Origin of the sequence: Glutamicibacter sp. AOP38-B1-38, from assembly GCF_052377485.1 — a bacterium.
Classification (GTDB): Bacteria; Actinomycetota; Actinomycetes; order Actinomycetales; family Micrococcaceae; genus Glutamicibacter.
In genome coordinates, this window is the sequence record NZ_JBQSWU010000019.1 from 35,881 (window position 1) to 54,170 (window position 18,290).

12 protein-coding genes are annotated in these 18,290 nt (G+C 63.8%); 10 read left to right on the forward strand and 2 right to left on the reverse strand.

Features of this window, described 5'->3' with window-relative positions; genetic code table 11:
• From ACT3TP_RS12240 to ACT3TP_RS12250, 3 genes are read left to right on the forward strand one after another with little or no spacing between them, the layout of a single operon-like run.
• Window positions 1-1,068 carry an ABC transporter substrate-binding protein gene (locus ACT3TP_RS12240; RefSeq protein WP_096286720.1) on the forward strand — a complete coding sequence of 356 codons (1,068 nt, stop codon included), beginning with the start codon at window positions 1-3 and terminating at the stop codon, window positions 1,066-1,068.
• Between the two features lie 13 nt (window positions 1,069-1,081).
• Window positions 1,082-3,223, forward strand: a complete 2,142-nt coding sequence (locus ACT3TP_RS12245) for an iron ABC transporter permease (protein ID WP_217990383.1) — start codon at window positions 1,082-1,084, stop codon at window positions 3,221-3,223.
• A gap of 50 nt (window positions 3,224-3,273) precedes the next feature.
• Window positions 3,274-4,359, forward strand: coding sequence for a peptidase C39 family protein (locus ACT3TP_RS12250; protein WP_096286718.1), 1,086 nt, complete (start codon window positions 3,274-3,276; stop codon window positions 4,357-4,359).
• 107 nt (window positions 4,360-4,466) lie between these two features.
• On the opposite strand, the gene ACT3TP_RS12255 is transcribed toward ACT3TP_RS12250, so the two are convergent.
• A complete protein-coding gene (locus ACT3TP_RS12255) occupies window positions 4,467-7,988 on the reverse strand; it encodes a bifunctional proline dehydrogenase/L-glutamate gamma-semialdehyde dehydrogenase (protein ID WP_096286716.1) in 3,522 nt (1,173 codons plus the stop codon).
• A gap of 259 nt (window positions 7,989-8,247) precedes the next feature.
• On the opposite strand from ACT3TP_RS12255, the gene ACT3TP_RS12260 reads away from it, so the two are divergent.
• The 3 genes from ACT3TP_RS12260 to ACT3TP_RS12270 all read left to right on the forward strand — a co-directional run bounded on the left by ACT3TP_RS12260 (window position 8,248) and on the right by ACT3TP_RS12270 (window position 12,484).
• Window positions 8,248-9,192, forward strand: a complete 945-nt coding sequence (locus ACT3TP_RS12260) for a LysR substrate-binding domain-containing protein (RefSeq protein ID WP_096286714.1) — start codon at window positions 8,248-8,250, stop codon at window positions 9,190-9,192.
• Between the two features lie 157 nt (window positions 9,193-9,349).
• Complete coding sequence (gene putP / locus ACT3TP_RS12265; protein WP_096286712.1) at window positions 9,350-10,855, forward strand: sodium/proline symporter PutP; 1,506 nt, start codon at window positions 9,350-9,352, stop codon at window positions 10,853-10,855.
• 213 nt (window positions 10,856-11,068) lie between these two features.
• Window positions 11,069-12,484, forward strand: coding sequence for an NAD-dependent epimerase/dehydratase family protein (locus tag ACT3TP_RS12270; protein ID WP_096286710.1), 1,416 nt, complete (start codon window positions 11,069-11,071; stop codon window positions 12,482-12,484).
• Here ACT3TP_RS12270 and ACT3TP_RS12275 read toward each other — a convergent pair.
• Complete coding sequence (locus tag ACT3TP_RS12275) at window positions 12,470-13,423, reverse strand: Lrp/AsnC family transcriptional regulator (protein ID WP_096286708.1); 954 nt, start codon at window positions 13,421-13,423, stop codon at window positions 12,470-12,472. The genes ACT3TP_RS12270 and ACT3TP_RS12275 overlap by 15 nt on opposite strands.
• 188 nt (window positions 13,424-13,611) lie before the next feature.
• On the opposite strand from ACT3TP_RS12275, the gene ACT3TP_RS12280 reads away from it, so the two are divergent.
• The 4 genes from ACT3TP_RS12280 (at window position 13,612) to ACT3TP_RS12295 (ending at window position 18,220) form a co-directional block, all read left to right on the forward strand.
• Complete coding sequence (locus ACT3TP_RS12280; RefSeq protein ID WP_096286706.1) at window positions 13,612-14,361, forward strand: DUF5058 family protein; 750 nt, start codon at window positions 13,612-13,614, stop codon at window positions 14,359-14,361.
• Between the two features lie 15 nt (window positions 14,362-14,376).
• Window positions 14,377-15,102, forward strand: coding sequence for a hypothetical protein (locus ACT3TP_RS12285; RefSeq protein WP_444620686.1), 726 nt, complete (start codon window positions 14,377-14,379; stop codon window positions 15,100-15,102).
• Window positions 15,103-15,125: 23 nt separating this feature from the next.
• The gene (locus ACT3TP_RS12290) at window positions 15,126-16,337 is read left to right on the forward strand and encodes an amidohydrolase (protein ID WP_444620687.1); all 1,212 of its coding nucleotides are present in this window, start codon (window positions 15,126-15,128) and stop codon (window positions 16,335-16,337) included.
• Between the two features lie 242 nt (window positions 16,338-16,579).
• Window positions 16,580-18,220 carry a biotin carboxylase gene (locus tag ACT3TP_RS12295; protein ID WP_096286700.1) on the forward strand — a complete coding sequence of 547 codons (1,641 nt, stop codon included), beginning with the start codon at window positions 16,580-16,582 and terminating at the stop codon, window positions 18,218-18,220.
• The last annotated feature ends 70 nt before the right edge of the window (window positions 18,221-18,290 follow it).

Here is an 18,290-nt window from a genome sequence, read left to right on the forward strand (position 1 = left end):
ATGTCTCCACTCGTCCGTAGCGCCGTCACTTCCGTGGCCGCCCTCGCCCTTCTCTTCACGGCCACCGCTTGCGGCACCACCGACACCTCCGGATCTGCCTCCGCACAGAGCCCCTCCGCGGCCTCTGCAAACTGCGCGGATGACACCACTGCCACGAGCACCGACTCGGTCTCGATGACCGATGATCTGGGCCGCACGCTGGAATTAGATAAGCCAGCCGAACGCGTGGTCGTGCTCGAATGGCAGGAAATTGAAGATGCACTAACCTTATGTGTCACCCCGGTCGGCGTCGCCTCCCCCGATGGATACACCACCTACGTCACAGCAGAGCAACTTCCAGAAGGCGTCGCCTCGGTAGGCGAACGCGGCGAACCAGATCTGGATTCCATCTACGCATTAGATCCCGATTTGATTATCGTGGATGCCTTTAGCGACCAGGACCCTGTGCTATCGCAGCTTGATAAGGGCGACGTTCCAGTTCTGGCGGTTAGGGGCAACGATTCTTCAGACCCCATTGGCAATATGAAGAACGTCTTCTCGCAGGTCGCCGAGGCCACCGGCCGCACCGAGCGCGCAACCGCAGTGCTCAACGAATTCGATGCCCACCTAGCGGCCAAGAAGCAGGAGGTGGCCGATGTGAAGATGGAAACCACTGACTTCATGTTCTTCGACGGTTGGGTTGACGGCTCCAACCTGACCATCCGTCCCTACACCGACGGCGCGCTGTTCACCGAGCTCGGTAAGGAACTGGGATTGACACCGGCTTGGAGCGACGGCATCAACAAGTCCTTTGGCTCCGGCGGAGTGAACAAGGAATACGGTCTAGCCCAAACCGATGTGGAAGGCTTGGCCGGTGTGGGCGAAGCCAACCTGTTCTACTCCAACGACGCAGGAACTGGCTGGACCACCGAACTGACTTCCAGCGAGATCTGGAAGAACCTCAGCGCAGTCAAGGAAGGCCGGACCTTCCAGTTCCCGAACATCTGGGGTGCTGGTGGACCGAAGTCCACCAGCCAGGCCGTGGATGCTTTCGCCGATGCGTTGACCTCCGCTTCGGAAGCCAAGTAGTCCACGGCAAAGCATGATTACCGCTGAAAAATCCGCAGACCGGCTGCCAGCTGCCGGTGACGTGAGCGTCTCGATGACCGGCACGGAAAATTCTTTCGTGCCGGCCACCGGCGCTCGAATCGCAGCAGGTCTAGGCCTGCTAGCCGCCTTGGCAGCAGCAGTGCTGCTGGTCGGCGCCTGGCATCTGACGCAAGGAACTTCCGGGGTAGGGCTGGGTGAACTGCTGCGCGCTTTGTTCGGGGAGAACACCCGGATTGGCGGCGTAGGGGTCGCCGAGATCTTCACCGGCTCCCGGATGCCACGACTCTGCGCGGGGGCCGCGGTAGGTTTGGCTTTGGGAGTCGCCGGCTCCCTGCTCCAATCGGTTACCCGCAATCCGTTGGCCTCACCGGACACCTTGGCCGTCACTTCCGGAGCTTACTTCGCGCTGAGCGTGGCCGCAGCCTTGGGCCTGAGCCTGTCCACTTTGGCATCCAGCACCCTAGCATTCGCCGGCGGTCTGCTCGCCGCCGGGGTCGTGCTGGCTATCTCCGGGCGCAGTGTAGGGACCGCCACTACCAGGTTGATCCTCGCAGGCTCAGCCATCGCGATGGCTTTGGAAGCCGGCAGCGGCATCATCTTGCTGCTCTTCAAGGAAAATACCACCGGACTCTACGCCTGGGGCTCAGGCTCACTGTCCCAGCTGAACCTGGATGCTTTTTTACGCAGCCTTCCGGTGATCCTGGCGGTCTTGCTCATCTGCCTCTTGCTCTGTCGCCGTTTGGACGTGCTCGCCCTGGGCGATGAAAACGCTGCGGTGCTCGGCATTCCCGTTCGTTCAACGCGCACCCTAGCCGTCCTGTGCGCCGTGGTGCTCACCGGCGTCTCCGTTTCGCTGGCCGGACCCATCACCTTTGTCGGGCTCGGCGCCCCGGTGCTCGCCCGGCTGCTCGCACGTCGACTAACCGTGTTGCGCCGCCAGCTATTTTTGCTTCCAGCCACTGGGCTAATCGGTGCGCTACTGATCCTGCTGGCCGATGCGGTCCTCCGTTCCTTGTTAGGCGCACAAGGTGCAGCCTCCATTCCCACCGGCGTCCCCACGGCGATCCTGGGCGGGGTGCTGATTATCATCCTGGCGATGCGGCTGCCCGAAGCTTCCAGCACCCGCAACTCCTTGCAGGTGGCTAGCAAACTGCTTAGCCGCCGCCGGTTCATTCTCACCATGGTGCTGGGTCTCATTTTGCTGCTCGGAACGGTGATTCTAGGCCTTCTGGCTGGGAGCATGTTCCTGAAGCTGGGAGACCTGGCCTTGTGGTTCCAGGATGATGCACCCAAGCTCATCGCCCGCGCTTTCTCCGAACGGGCACCACGGATCACTGCGGCTCTGGGCGCCGGAGCCGCACTGGGCCTAGCTGGTTGCTTGGTACAGGGCACCGTGCGCAATCCCCTGGCCGAACCTGGCATCCTTGGCATCACCGCGGGTGCCGGGCTGGGCGCGGCCATAGTGATCACCGCCCTTGGCGGTTCACGCTCGCTGCTGGTGATTTTTGCGGTCATAGCCTCTTTAACCACGTTCGCCGTCATCACTGCGCTGGCCTGGCGCCGAGGTTTCTCCCCGGAACGCTTTGTGCTGATCGGCATTGGCGCTGGCTACACCCTCTCCGCGGTCACCACCTACCTGTTGTTGAGCATTAACTCGTGGGAAACCCCGCGCATCTATACTTGGCTGTCTGGCTCAACCTATGGCCGTCAGTTCGGGGACGTGGCGCCGGTTGTGGCGGTGCTGGCACTCAGCCTTCCGGTGGTGCTGCTCATGGGGCGCAAACTCGACTTGCTGGCCATCGACGAGGATCTGCCCCGGGTGCTGGGCATCAAGACGGCCCGCACCCGGCTGATCGCTCTGTCAATTGCAGCGTTGCTCGCAGCGCTCAGCGTGGTAGCAGTGGGTGTGGTTGGCTTCGTCGGACTCATCGCCCCGCATCTGGCCCGGTCGCTGGTGGGGGCGCGCCATCACCGGGTGATTCCGGTATCCATGGTTTTCGGAGCATTGCTGGTCTGCCTGGCCGATACGCTGGGCCGTACAGTGATCGCGCCGTCACAGATCCCAGCCGGGTTGATCGTTTCCCTCCTTGGCGCGCCGTACTTCATCTGGCTGCTCTACCGCTCACGCGCCTAGTTGCTAAGCAAGGAGCTGAAACCAGTTACCCACCGAACCGAAAGTCTCCCATGGCACATCACCCTGCTCTTCGCGCTAGGCTCCAAGACTTCGACCCGGATCAGCATCCGGCGCAACTGAAGCACCTGGGTTCCATGACCGGTCCGTGGGAACGCGAAATTCCGGCTGCCAGCACCCGACTGCTGACGATACAGTTTTCCGAAGCCGTAATAGTCGGTGCCGCATTGCTCACCGCCCGTCCGGCGGCAGCCTACGTAAAGATCGCAGGGCTCCTCGCCCGCGACGCAGCAACACGCGAAGAGGTCATCCGCGCGGTGCTGGATTACGCCCGGGTTCAAAACCTAGCCTGCGTGAAATGGGAAAACTGGACCCAAGATCCGCGGCTAGCCGCCCTGGCCGAACAAACCGGTTTCCAGACGCTGCCCGCCCCGCGCTGCGCCACACAAGCTTCGGACTCGACTCCACAAGCAGGCTACGTGCGCTGGATGCATCCGGCCAGCTACTTGCGAACCGCGCACTACCAGCAAAGCGAGAACTTCACCTGCGCGGCGGTTGCCGCCCTGGCCGCGCACGGGGAAACCACCAGCATCGCCGAGCTGGATCAACTACGCACCGCGGAGTTGCTGTTGTGGCGTCAAGCGACCAACTTCATGGCCTGTGAACCAGTGGGGCTCGGGCTGGCCATCGCAGAGCGTTGGCCAGCCAGCTCGGTCCAGGTGTCTCTGGATACCAGAAAGCCGGTCATCGTTGACTACTATCCCGAGGCCGAACGCGGCTGGCGCGGCATCCTCCAAGCTGAATCGCACCGCCGGGCGAAGGCGACCGGACTGCCGGTGACTTCTACGCGGCTGCAGATCTCACAGATCCAAGAAGCGGTGGGTAACGGTGCCCGGGTGCTGCTGCTGGTGTCGTTGCAGCAGATGCTCGGCTACGACGTCCCGCATTGGATCTTGTGCCATGGGACAGCGGGTTCCGCGGAACATCCGGTGATCATCATCGATGATTCGTGGATTGATGCTCCTAGCGGGGAGAGTTGGGTGGATGCGACCTGCCTTCCCATCACCGGCCAAGAATTAGATGCCATGTCTTGTCTTGAGGCAGATGGATATCGCGCTGCGCTGATCCTGACTGACTGAATGACCAGCGAGTCTCGGGCCTGAAACGAAGCACAAAAAACCGCGGGCCGGCCCGGACCTCAAACGAGGTACGGACCGGCCCACGGTCAACGCAGGAAACTAGCGGACTAGATCAGCTCGTCGCTGAGGTGGTTCGGCGTACCGAACCGGTGCGCGGTGATCGATACCGCCTGCTCGTGCAGGAACGGCAGCAACTCCACGCGTCCGGCACCGGTGACCGGCGAGGCGTAGATCGCCACATCGGGCTTGCCGTCGGTGGCCTCGGCAACGGCCTTGGCCGAACCGCCGATCAAGCGAATGCGCGAGGCCGCGGTCGGCCCCTCTTTCGCGGCCAGGCGCGCGGCCCGGGCGGCGAACGCCGCTGCATCTTCGCGGACCACCGTCACCGAGTGCTCGGCGAACAGGTTGCGCACCCCGCGTGGCAGGTCCGCATCCGCGGAGAAGATCACCCGGGAACCGGCGGTCACCCCGGCGGCCACCACGCGCAAGGCCTCGGTGATGCCGTGCCCGCTGGAGGCGGCTTCGAAGCGCACCGTGACATCCACCGGCTTGTAGCGGAAGATATTGCGCTCGGCGGCCAGTCCCGAACGGTCCTTGGCCGCGTTGAACTCCTGGTGCCACCACAGCTTGTCGCTGCCCAGCGCACCGCGCAACCAGTCGGCGTCTTCGCCCGATAGCTCCGCGGCGTTCAGCAGCCGCTCGTCGAAGGCCGACAAGGTGGCCGTTTCGGTCACCGGAGCATCGCGCCAGCTGCCCATGCCGACCAGGTAGTTCGGGCCGCCGGCCTTGGTGCCCGCGCCGATCGCCGAGCGCTTCCAGCCGCCGAAGGGCTGGCGCTGCACGATGGCACCGGTGATGCCGCGGTTCACGTAGATGTTGCCGGCCTGGATGTGCTCCAGCCAGTAGGCCATCTCCTCCGAATCCAGCGAGTGCAGCCCGGAGGTGAGTCCGAAGTCGATGTCGTTGACTATTTCGACCGCTTCTTCAAGGCTCTGCGCGGTCATCACGCCCAGGATCGGACCGAAGTACTCGGTCTGGTGGTATTCGCTGCCGCGCTGCACCCCGTAGCGCACGCCCGGGGAGTAGAGCTTGCCCGACTCGTCGAGCTGCTTGGGCTCGATGGCCCAGCGCTCCCCTTCGCCCAGGGTGCTCAAGCCGCGCGCGAGCTTCTCCCCCGGTACGTCGATCAGCGGTCCCATCTGGGATTCCGGGTTCCACGGGTAGCCGACGGTCAGCGATTTCACCGCGTCGATCAGCTGGCTGTTGAAGCGCCGCGATTCGGCCACCGAGCCGACCAGCACCACCAGCGAGGCGGCCGAGCACTTCTGCCCGGCGTGCCCGAAGGCCGAGGCCACCACGTCGCGTGCGGCCAAGTCCAGGTCCGCGTGCGGGGTGACGATCACCGCGTTCTTCCCCGAGGTTTCGGCCAGCAAGGGCAGATCCTTGCGGAAGGAGCGGAACAGCTGCGCGGTCTCGTAGCCGCCGGTGAGGATCAAGCGGTCAACCCGCTCGTCGGAAACCAGCTGGGTGCCGAGCTTCCGCTCGCCGGCGAAGACCAGCTGCAAGACGTCCTGGGGCACTCCCGCATCCCACAGGGTCTGCACCATCACCGAGCCGATGCGGGCGGCCAGCGTGGCCGGCTTGATGATCACCGCGGATCCGGCGGCCAGCGCGGACATCGTCGACCCGGCGGGGATCGCCATCGGGAAGTTCCACGGCGGGGTGACCACGGTCAGCTTCGAGGGCACAAAGCTTGCCCCGTCGACGTTTTCCAGGTCCAGGCCGCGCTGCGCGTAGTAGTGGGCGAAGTCGATCGCCTCGGAGATCTCCACGTCGCCCTGGTCGATGTTCTTTCCGCATTCGGAGCCGAGCACCTCCAGCAGCATCGCGCGGCGCTCTTCGAAGAGCAGCCCGGCACGGTGCAGGATCTCCGCGCGGCCGGCCGCGCCGAGCGCCTGCCAGCTAGCCGATGCGTCCACGCCCATGGCGATGGCCTCATCCATTTGCGCCGTCGAGGACAGGGTATGGGCGGCGACCAGGTCCTTGCCGAGATTTGAATCCTGCATTTTGGACAGGATCTCGCGTCCCCAGGCGCGGTTGGCGGCCAGGTTCGGGTCGGTGTCCGGGGTGTTGAAGAACTCGGTGCTTCCATCGGCGAATCCGGCCACTACCTCGGTCAGCGAAGCGTCGGGCAGCTGGCGGTTCTGCACGCGGTGCGTTGCGGGCACCACGTCGCTCAGGTTTTCCAGCGAGGCGAGGAAGCGGTTGGTTTCACGCTCGAACAATTCCTCGTTCTTCTCCAGTTCGAAGACCGCGGACATGAAGTTCTCCTGGCTGGCGCCCTCTTCGAGGCGGCGGATCAGGTAGGCGATGGCCACGTCGAATTCTGCCGGGTGCACCACCGGGGTGTAGAGCAATAGCTCGCCCACATCGCGGCGCACCGCTTCGGCCTGGCCGGTGGCCATGCCCAGCAGCATCTCGAACTCGATGCCATGCTGCACGCCGCGGGCCTTGGCCAGCAGCCAGCCCAGCGCCACGTCGAAGAGGTTGTGCCCGGCGATGCCGATGCGCACATTCGGCACATGTTCCGGGCGCAGCGCGTATTCGAGCACCGACTTGTAGCTGGTGTCGGTGTCCTGCTTGGAGTGGCAGGTGGCCAGCGGCCAGCCGTGGATATCGGCTTCCATGATTTCCATCGGCAGGTTCGCGCCCTTGACCACGCGCACCTTGATCGGCGCGCCGCCGGCGGCCACGCGCGCGGCGGAGAATTCCTGCAGCTCGATCATCGCGCCCAGGGCGTCGGGCAGGTAGGCCTGCAGCACGATCCCGGCCGAGAGGTCCTTGAACGCCGGCAGCGACAGGATCTTGGTGAAGACCGCGATGGTCAGTTCCAGGTCCTTGAACTCTTCCATGTCCAGGTTGATGAACTTCTTCGCGCTCGCGTTGTTGGCCAGCTCGTAGAGCGGGCGCAGCTTGGCCACGATGTGCTCCACGGCCTCATCGAAGGCCCAGTGGTTGTGCGGGGCCACGGTGGAGGAAACCTTAATCGAAACGTAGTTCACGTCATCGCGGGCCAAGAGCTTGGAGGTGCCCTCCAGACGGCGGGTCGCTTCGCCCTCGCCGAGGATCGCCTCGCCGAGCAGGTTCACGTTCAGGTTCACCCCTTCGCGCTTGATCTTGGAGATCGCGCCGCCCAGCTTGGTATCCGAGGCGTCGATGATCAGGTGGCCGACCATTTCACGCAGCACCTTGCGGGCCACGGGCACGACGATTCCCGGCAGCAGCGGAGCCATGGTGCCGCCCAGTGCGACGGCCTTGCGCAGATACCACGGCAGGAAGGCTGGGACCATCGGGGCCAGCCGCTTCAGGTTGCTGGCCGCGACCTTTGGATCTTCGGGGCGGATCACGCCGTCGACGAATCCAACGGTGAAGTCCAGGCCCTTCGGATCCTTCAGTACTCCCGCGAGGCGCGCCGCAGAGGCGTCGACCGGGAAATTGGCGGCTTCGGTCAGCCAGTGGCGGACCAAGGCGATGGTCTCATCGGCAAGTTCTGAGGGGTGGGTCAGTGGCTTGCCTGTTGCGTCAACCGCCGGAGCGACGGTTCGCTGAGAGGTGATAGAGGATGACATATGTGCCGTTCCCTTCGATGCAGTTCGTCCTTATATTGATACACCGATCGCGAATTTCGTTGTGGCTGACGAGCTTACGGAATCACCGGATAGTTGGCCGCGAAAATGCTGTGTGCAAGATCGAGTATGACCCCAACTTTGATTAAGCAAAAGTGAACAAACCCGAAGGGCTTCGTTCGGGTTTGCTAATGTATTAATGGGTGCACGAAACGCCCGGGCATAACTTCACTTAACATGCGTGTGATTAGGATATGAATCAATGCTTGAAATGCGACGATTACGTCTTCTCAGAGAATTAAGTATTCGCGGAACGATCGCCGAGGTTGCGGATGTGCTCCGCTACTCCCCGTCCTCGGTTTCACAGCAGCTCAGCCAGCTCGAAGACGAAGCCGGAGTCGAGCTTTTGCGACGCAATGGACGCAAGCTCCAGCTGACTCCGCAAGCCCAGGTTCTCGTCGCCCACACCGAGGAATTGCTCGGCTCGATGGAACGCGCCGAAGCGGACCTGGCGGCGACCATGTCCAACGTCTCGGGCACCGTGCGCCTAGCGGTTTTCCAGACCGCGATGCTCGCCATCATGCCATCGGTCTTGCGCAAGCTGCACTCCATGCATCCGCATCTGCGCGTGGAGATGACCCAGCACGAACCCGAAGAAGCGCTGCACGAAACCAGCGCCCGCAACTTCGATCTGGTGATCGCCGAACAGTATCAGGGGCATGCGGCACCGATCTTTGAAACTCTCGATCGGCGCCACCTCGCGCATGACCCGATCCGCCTGGCGCTTCCGCTGCCCGGCGGCGAGGGCAACGCCGAATTCGACCGGGCCACTTCCCTGGCCGATGCCGCTGCCCTTCCATGGGTGATGGAACCGCCGGGCGCGGCAAGCCGGCACTGGGCGGAGCAGTCCTGCCGCATGGCCGGATTCGAGCCGGACGTACGTTACGAAACGGCCGATCTTCAGGCACATGTCACCCTGGTCGAGACCGGCACGGCGGTGGCGCTGCTGCCGGATCTGGTATGGACCCAGTTCGAGCGGCAGCTGCGTTTCGTGGACCTGCACAACGCCCCGGTGCGCACCATTTTCACCGCGATGCGGCACTCTTCGGCGCGATCCCCGGCGATCGCGGCGGTGCGCACGCTGGTGCACGAAGAGCTGGCAATTCAACACGAAGCGCAGGAACTCGATTCTGATTCTGCGCACTAGTTCGATACGGTCTTTTAAGTTACAAATCCATAACGAGCAGTGAAGGCAGCCAAGACAAATAGAAAAATAAGTGCAATAGTGGTGATTCGCACCACTAGATCCGCGGTTCGCCGGGCAATAACACGCGCCGGCGAACAAAAAACGGCAATGAGGAAAAATGTCTGACCAGACTTATCAGATCATCGCAATCGCTTTTTATATGGCCGTGATGCTTGGCATCGGCTATATAGCTTTTAGGCGAACATCGAATATCGACGATTACATGCTCGCAGGCCGTGGCCTGAAGCCTTGGGTGGCAGCGCTATCCGCAGGTGCAAGTGACATGTCGGGCTGGCTGTTGATGGGCCTGCCCGGCGCCATCTACCTTGGCGGCCTGCACGAAGCCTGGATCGCCATTGGCCTGCTGATCGGCGCCTGGGCGAACTGGAAGTTCGTCGCCCCTCGTCTGCGTTCCTACACCGCCATCTCACAGAACGCGATCACCATTCCGAGCTTCTTCGAGAAGCGCCTGAAGGACCGCAAGCACCTGCTGCGCATCGCCTCGGCGGTCATCATTCTGGTGTTCTTCACCTTCTACGTGTCCTCGGGCATGGTCGCCGCCGGCAAGTTCTTCGAAGCTTCCTTCGGCTGGCCTTATCTGAACGGCATGATCTTCGTTGCCATCATCACCTTGCTCTACACGCTGTTCGGCGGCTTCCTCGGAGCCTCGCTCACCGACGTGGCCCAGGGCCTGCTGATGTTCACCGCGCTGATCGCGGTGCCGATCGTCGCCGTCATCCAGATGGGCGATTTCGGCTCCCTGGCCTCGAAGATCACCGAGGTGAATCCGGAAGCATTCAACCTGTTCTCCTCCTTCACCGGCAGCAACTGGTTCCTCGCGGTCGTGGCAATTTTCTCCACCGCCGCCTGGGGACTGGGCTACTTCGGCCAGCCGCACATCATCGTGCGCTTCATGGCGCTGCGCAGCCCGGGCGAGGCCAAGACGGCACGCCGCATCGGCATCGGCTGGATGTTCCTGGCTTCGGCAGGCGCCATCGCCACCTCGCTGGTTGGCGTCGCCTACTTCGCCGACGAGCCGTTGACCGATGCAAGCAGCGAGACCGTGTTCCTGCTGCTCAGCCAGATCTTCTTCCACCCGCTGATCGCCGGCTTGGTGCTGGCCGCCGTGCTGGCAGCCATCATGTCGACGATGTCCTCGCAGCTGATCGTCTGCTCCTCGGCGTTGGTCGAAGATCTCTACAACATCACCGGACGCAAGGCCTCGCCTAAGGCACTGGTGATGCTCGGACGTACCGGCGTGCTGATCGTGTCGGTGATCGCCACGCTGCTGGCGCTGAGCCCAAGTTCCTCGATCCTGGACCTGGTCTCCTTCGCCTGGGCCGGTTTCGGCGGCTCCTTCGGTCCGATCGTGCTGCTGGCCCTGTACTGGCGCAAGCTGACCGCTCTGGGCGGCTTCGCCGGCATGGTTTCCGGTGCCGCGGTCGTCTACATCTGGGGCAACATCGACGTGCTTGCCAGCAACATGTACGAGATCGTCCCGGGCTTCATCGTCTCGCTGGTTGTCGCGTGGCTCGTTTCGCGGGCGACCTACAAGCCGAACGCTGAGATCGACGCGGAATTCACCGCCATGGAAGAAGAACTGGGCACGAAGGTTACCGCCTAACGCGCAAGTCGTTCTTCCCGAGAAAACCGGCGCCCGCCGAATGCCCAACGGCACTCGGCGGACGCCGGTTTTCTCCTTTAATCACCGCGCCACTTCCAAGCCCGGCGCGACACTTCAGGACAGCATCGGGCGGGCATCACGCCCGGGCACAGCAAACCGAAGTAGCCTTGGAGAAGTCCGAAGTTTCTGATCAACTCGAAGGATGATCTGAGAATGGCGCAGATGCTCAATAAGTTCACCCGCTGGCAGCGCACCGAATCGCAGTACCTCGCCGCAGACCCCGAGGCGGTGTATTCCATCGTCGGCAACCTGTCGCAGACCGGCAGCTGGATGAAAAGCTTCGACGGCTTCGTGGTGCACGATGACCAGCGCGGGGTAGGCACCAAGGTCGACCTGCGCCCGCCGGGCAGGCTGTTCGGCCCGCTGCACCGCGCCACCGCCCCAGCCGGTTCGATCACCCGCCGCAATCCGGCCCAACGCATGGTGGAATTCACCCAGCCGCAGCCCGGCGGGGAGATGGTCTTGCGCTGGCAAGTCGACTCCGCGGGCAGCGGCGCACTGCTGCGCTTTACCGTTGCGCTGCGCGGGGTCGGAACCGCCGCCTTCAAATTCAGCGTCGCCAATGCGCTGTGCGCCGACTTCGCGCTGGCGGCCGCACGCCTGTTCAAGGTCATCCCGCCGGCCGCGCACCGCACCGTACCGGCCCATGTGGTCATCTCCGGGGGACGCGGCTTCCTGGGGCGCAATCTGGTCGCCGAGCTGGTCTGCCGCGGCGCCTCGGTCGCGGTGCTCACGCGGAACGCGGAACCGGACTTCCCGGCCGAGCAGTACCCCTGGGACGGGCGCCATCAGGGGGCCTGGGCCAGCGCGCTGACGCACGAGAAGTACCCGGTGCACCTGATCAATTTGGCCGGCGAGCGCGTGGACAAGCGCAATACGGCGGAGAATATCGCCAAGCTGACCGCCTCGCGCGTGCAGAGCACCGCTACCCTGGCCGAGGCCGCGGCCGCGCTGGAGACCCCGCTGGCCAGCTGGATCCAGTCCAGCACCACGGCGATCTTCGGCGATGGCGGGGAAACCGAATTCACCGAAGACAGCCCGTTGCCTAAGGACGCACGCGCGCTGCCGGAAATGACCGGAGTGGCCTCGGCCTGGGAGCAGGCCTTCAACGACGCGCAGGTCAACGCCGCGCGCAGCTACGTGCTGCGCACCTCGCTGGTGATGCACCCCGATGCCCCGCTGCTCAAGCCGCTGAGCCTGCTGGTGCACACCGGCATGGGCGGTCCGCTGGGCAGCGGCAAGCAGTGGTTCAGCTGGATCGGGATGGAGGACTGGCTGCGCCTGGTGCGCAATCTGCTGGGCCTGGAGACCCCGCCGATCCCCGCAGGTGTGGTGCACGCGGCGAACCCGCATCCGCTGCGCAACCACGAGGTGATGGCCGCGCTGCGCTCGATCGCCGGGCTGCCCGGGCTGCCCACCGGTACGCTCTTGCCCAAGCTTGGCGCAGCGGCGCTGGGTTCCAACGCCCGGGTGGCGCTGACCGGGCGCAAGGTCACCAGCAGGGTGCTGGCCGACGCCGGATTCGAATTCACGCAGAACGACTTCTCCGCCACGCTACACGGCGAATAGCCGCCCTCCGCGCTTGCGTGCCGAAAGCACCATCGCGGTCTTGATCTGCACCATCTCGCCCCATTCGGTGTCCGAGATGAACCGGTACAGGTCCTTCTGGGTGCGCACGGTGACGTCGACGATCAGCTGCGCGTCCCCGGCGACGGCCGCCGCATAGCGCACCTCGGGCAGCAGCCGCAGGCGCTGGCCGAGCGCCTCGACGCTATGCGGGGAGGTCTGCACCCACAGCAGCGCCTCCACGGGGAAGCCGAGCAGCGCCGGCTCCACCAGCGTGCGGATGCTGATCTGCTCGCCGCGCAGCAGCCAGTCCACTCGGCGGGAGACCGAGGATTCGCTCATCTTCACCTGCCGGGAGATCGCATCGATGCTCGCCCGCCCGTCCTTGCGCAATACCTCGATGATCATCGAATCGTTTTCGGTGAGCCCGGGGGCCGGATTCCATTCGGTCAGCTCCCCGCCGGTGGCCGGGGTGAGCGCACGCTCCTGGGCCTCGCTGACCGGTTCGGCGCGCCAGGCGCGAATGGTCTTGAAGTACTTCAGGATCGGGTAGACGGCCAGCGAGTTCACCCCGGGGGTAGCCGGCAGCTGCATGGTGAGGATTTCGGCCAGGTCCCCGTCGTAGTGCAGCTCGGTGACCGCGTCGCTCTGCCCGGTGACCATATAGCTGAAACTGGTATCCGGGCGCTGGGCCAGCGCCTCGCAGGCCACCCGCACGGTCCCCGGCGCGCAGGTGAAGGAGGCGACCAGCGACCCGGACCGGTGCGCGATCGCCGCCACCGAAACTCTCCCGCTCTCCAGCAGCGCCTGGCCATAGCGCGCGACGGTCCGTTCCGGCTCGTGCAGCACCCTGGCGATCTTCCGCCAGGTGGCCCGTCCGTCGATCTGCATCGCGATGACGATGCGGCGTTCCAGCTCGTTGAAAACTTCATGCTGCGCCATCACAGGCTCCCCTTGGTGACTAAATCCTGCATCTATTGGGCAAGTCCATCATGGATTTGGCGGAAAACGACAGAAACTTGGCAATACGTGCCAATTATTGCCGTTATTGACGGGAGCTAGCAAGGTTATTACTAGATGCGATCCACATCACATCAAGCTTTGCCACCTACCCCTTTCAGGAGCCCACCATGCAGCCACAGCTCGTTCTGGCCGCTGGCGACCCGAGTTCAACGAACATCTGGGCCATCGCCAACACCCCCTTCCTGTGGTTCTGCGCCCTGGGCGTATTCGCAGTCATCTTCATCCAGACGGTCCTCTACTCGCGGGCGGCCAAGGTCGCCGCGCCGCATGTGGACATGCCGGCGCGCGAGCTGAAGGAATCCTTCCGCGCCGGTGCGGTCGCCTCCGTCGGCCCCTCGCTGGCGGTCGTCTTCGTCGCCATCGCGCTGCTGGCCCTGTTCGGCACCCCCGCGGTGCTGGTGCGCATCGGACTAATCGGTTCGGTCTCGGCGGAAACCGGATCGGCGACCATCTCCGCGGTCGCCATGGGCGCCTCGCTGGGCGGGGCGGACTACACCCAGCAGGTCTTCGCGGTCGCGTTCATGGCGATGAGCCTGTCCGGGGCCATGTGGATGCTCGCCACGCTGATCCTCACCCCGATCATGAAAAAGGGCGGCAAGTCGCTGGCCAAACGCAATCCCGCGGTGATGGCGCTGATTCCCACCGCGGCCCTGCTCGGCGCGTTCTCCGCGTTGACCATTGCCGAACTGCCCAAATCGAACGTCCACCTGATCCTGGTTGCGGTGTCCGCAGCCACCATGGCGCTGTGCCTCTTCCTGGCCAAGGCGCTGAACGCGAAATGGTTGAAGGAATGGGCGTTGGGCATCTCCATCGCCGTTGCCATCACCGCCGGCTACTTCCTGCACACCGCAGCCTAAGACCAGGAGCACCACATGAGCACCTCAGCAGCACAACTGACCGGAGCCGACGCCTCAATGGCGCGCTTCGAAAAGCAAACCACCCGCTACGGCTCGCTGACCATGTCCGCCGGCCTGCTCTTCTCCCTGCTCGGCCCGATCTATCTGGTCTTCTTCAGCGATCTGGACATCGCCCCGTCGATGATCTGGGTGGCATTCCTCGCGGTCGCGGCGACCTTCGGGGTGCTGTGGATCGTCGAACCGGCCACCTACTTCCCGATCCTCGGCTCGGCCGCCATGTACCAGGCATTCATGATCGGCAACATCTCCAATAAGCTGCTTCCGGCCGCGATCGTCGCCCAGGCGTCCATCGGTGCCAAGCCGGGCAGCAAACGCGGAGATCTGGCCGCGGTGATGGCCATCTGCGGCGCGGCCACGGTCCATCTCACCAGCCTGCTGCTCTTCGTCGGGCTGCTGGGCACCTGGCTGGTATCCATGGTTCCCGCCGAGGTAGTCGAGGTCGCCCGCCTCTACATCCTGCCCTCGCTGATGGGTGCGGTGCTCGTGCAGTCCATCGTTGCGATGAAGTCGCTGCGCCCCACCCTGGTGGCCATTGCGCTCGCGCTGCTGATGAACTTCGTGATCCTGCCGGCGGCTCCCGGGCTGGCGATGTTCGCCACCGCGCTGGTGGTCATCGCCTCTATCATCGTTTCCTGGCTGGTCCGGGACCGCACCCAGTTCGCGGCGACCACCGAAGACTAAGCACCACCAAGCAAAGGAAGACCATGAACGAGCTCGCGCTGAACCCCCAGGAGACTCGTGCGCTGCACGAAAGCTACCTGCACCTGCACGCACACCCCGAATTATCGATGCAAGAGCACGCCACCGCCGACTACATCCAGGGCCGGCTGGCCGATCTGGGCATCGAGAACTTCCGCTGCGGCGGCACCGGGGTGGTGGGGATCCATGCCAATGGCCCCGGCCCGGTGATCGCCTTCCGCGCGGATTCCGACGGGCTGCCGATCAAGGAAGACACCGGCGCGGACTACGCCTCGGTGGCCACCGGGGTCTTGCCCGACGGCACCGAGGTTCCGGTAATGCACGGCTGCGGCCACGACACGCACGTGGCCTCCGCGCTGGCCGCGGCGCAGGTGCTGGCCCGAAGCACCGACAGCTGGTCCGGCACGGTGCTGTGGATCTTCCAGCCGGGCGAGGAAACCGCGGCCGGCGCGCAGGCGATGCTCGCGGACGGGCTGTGGGACAAGGTCCCGCACCCGCAGGTGGTGCTCGGCCAGCATGTCTTCCCCTTCCAGACCGGATCCATTGCGGTCACCGAGGGCAGCGCGATGGCGCTGGCCGACTCGCTGAAGGTGACGCTCTTCGGCAAGCAGTCCCACGGCTCGCAGCCCCAGGATTCCATCGACCCGATCGTGCTCGGCGCGCATATCATCACCCGCTTGCAGAGCATCGTTTCGCGCGAACTGCATCCGCTGAGCCCGGCGGTGATCACCTGCGGCACCTTCCATGCGGGATTGAAGGAGAACATCATTCCGGATCGCGCGGAGTTCACGCTGAATATCCGCACGCTCACCGAAGAGGTCCGCGCGCAGGTGCTCAGCGCGGTCACCCGCATCATCGAAGCCGAGGCCGCCGCCGGCAATGCGCCGGCGCCGCTGATCGAGCCGCTCTACAGCTTCCCGCGGCTCTACAACGACCCGCAGCAAACCCAGTCCATGGCCTCGGCCTTCGGGACCGAGTTCGGTGCCGAACAGGTGCGCTTCGTGCCCCCGGCGATGGGCTCGGAGGACTTCGGGGCGCTGGCCGATGCGCTGGGCGTACCGAATGTGTTCTGGATGTTCGGCGGCTTCGACACCACCGCTCGGCCCGCCCCGGTAAACCACTCCCCGCATTTCCTGCCCGACTATGTTCCAGCCCTGGATACCGGGGTGCGGGCAGCCCTGGCAGCCATCGGGTATTACGTCGGCTCCGCTAGCTGACATCGTCACATGACAGAGAAAGTCCTAACGTGTCATTAAATTCACGTTAGGACTTTCGCGCGTCTAGGCTATTACCCAACGCCAAAGCGCCCCAAAACTCACTATTCACCGCAGCTTTACCTCACCGTTGCTCTCGCCTTACTCGCACCCCGAAGCATGGATAGAGCAACCGGTACGCAGCGTGTCCAGCGTCGGGCACGTGAAGAATTACTAGGTCTACCACTTTGAAGGAACGACATCCCATGGCAAATTTTCTTGAGGCGAGCGAAGGCACGGCACGACCGCAGATGCCCAAACCGAGCGATCTGGCCAAATTACGCAAACAGGCCGGCAAAACGCAGTCGCAGGAAAGCGTTTTGGACGAGATGACTGCCAATGTTGCCGTGGATGCCGCCTATAACGACGACGAGAGCATCGTGGAGGCTCCACGCATCGTGAATTTTGGCCGCACGCTGAAGAATATGAGCGAGGCGCGCCATTTCTTCCGCACCAACCAGACTCCGATCTATTTCATCGGCGCCACCCCGGTGAACCTGCTGGGCCTTGACCGCTGGGTGCGCAAATTCAGCTATATCACTTACTACGATGGCTGGGACGGACACCACCCGCGGGTTTTCACCCCGAGTGAGAAGCCGCATGTGGACTTCCAGAGCTCCGAAGAAATCAACAACTGGCTGCTGGAAAACCCCGAGGTGCGCGAATACATCGATGCGCGCCGCACCCCCGGAGGCCAGCGCCCGAAGATCGCGATGGTGTTTTTCGACGAGGAAACCGAGGCGATCTGCGAGGAGCTGGGCTACGACCTGATCCTGCCATCGCACGAGCTGCGCACCCATCTGGATTCGAAGATCGTCACCACCGAACTGGGCAACGCCGCCGGCGCCCACTCGGTCCCGAATGTGCTGGGCACCGCCGACTCCTATGCGCAGCTGCAGAAGCTTTCCCGCGGGGCGAAGCTCGGCGATGATCTGGTCGTGCAGACCCCATACGGCGATTCGGGCAAGACCACGTTCTTCATCACCAGCGAGGATGATTGGAACCAGTATTCCAAGCACATCATCGGCGAACAGCTCAAGGTCATGAAGCGGATCAACAACCAGCCGGTGGCCGTGGAAGCGGTGCTCACCCGCTGCGGCACCGTCGTCGGCCCGATTCTCACCGAGCTGGCCGGATACAAGGAGCTGACCCCGTACAAGGGCGGCTGGTGCGGCAACGAGATGCACCCCGATGTGGTCACCGACGGGCAGCGCGCCCGCGCCATCGAACTGGTCCGCAAGGTCGGAGCGGGGCTTGAATCCACCGGGTACCGCGGCTTCTTCGAGGTCGACGTGCTGGTCGATACCGACACCGACGAGGTGTACCTGGGCGAATTGAACCCGCGCATCTCCGGGGCGAGCGCGATCACCAACGTGACCGCCGGCGCCTACGCGGATATCCCGCTGTTCCTCTTCCACCTGCTCGAATACCTCGACGTGGACTTCGAGCTGGACGTCGATGAGATCAACGCGCGCTGGGAGGAGCTCTCCGGGGCGGATGTCTGGAGCCACATGATCATCAAGGAAACCGATGACATCGTGCAGTACATCACCCATGCCCCGCGCACCGGCAAGTACTTCCTGGACTCCAAGGGCAAGCTGCAGTTCTCGCGCAGCGCGCTGGACTGGCACCAGCTGCAGAACCACAAGGAAGCGTTCTTCCTGCGCATCTACGGTGCCGAAGATTACCGTTGGAAGGGCGCTGACTTGGGTGTATTGGTGACCAAGGCGAAGCTGCAGTATGAGGGGAAGAAGAAGACGAAGTTGACCATCGACGCGAAGCACTTCATCTCCTCGATCCGCGCGCAGTACAAGGGCATCGACGTTCCGCCGGCGGAAAACCGCTAACCCAGCATCACTGCCCCATTCAACTGCTGGTGGTAGGCTCCGAAACACAGAGCACAACAGCGTTCCCAAG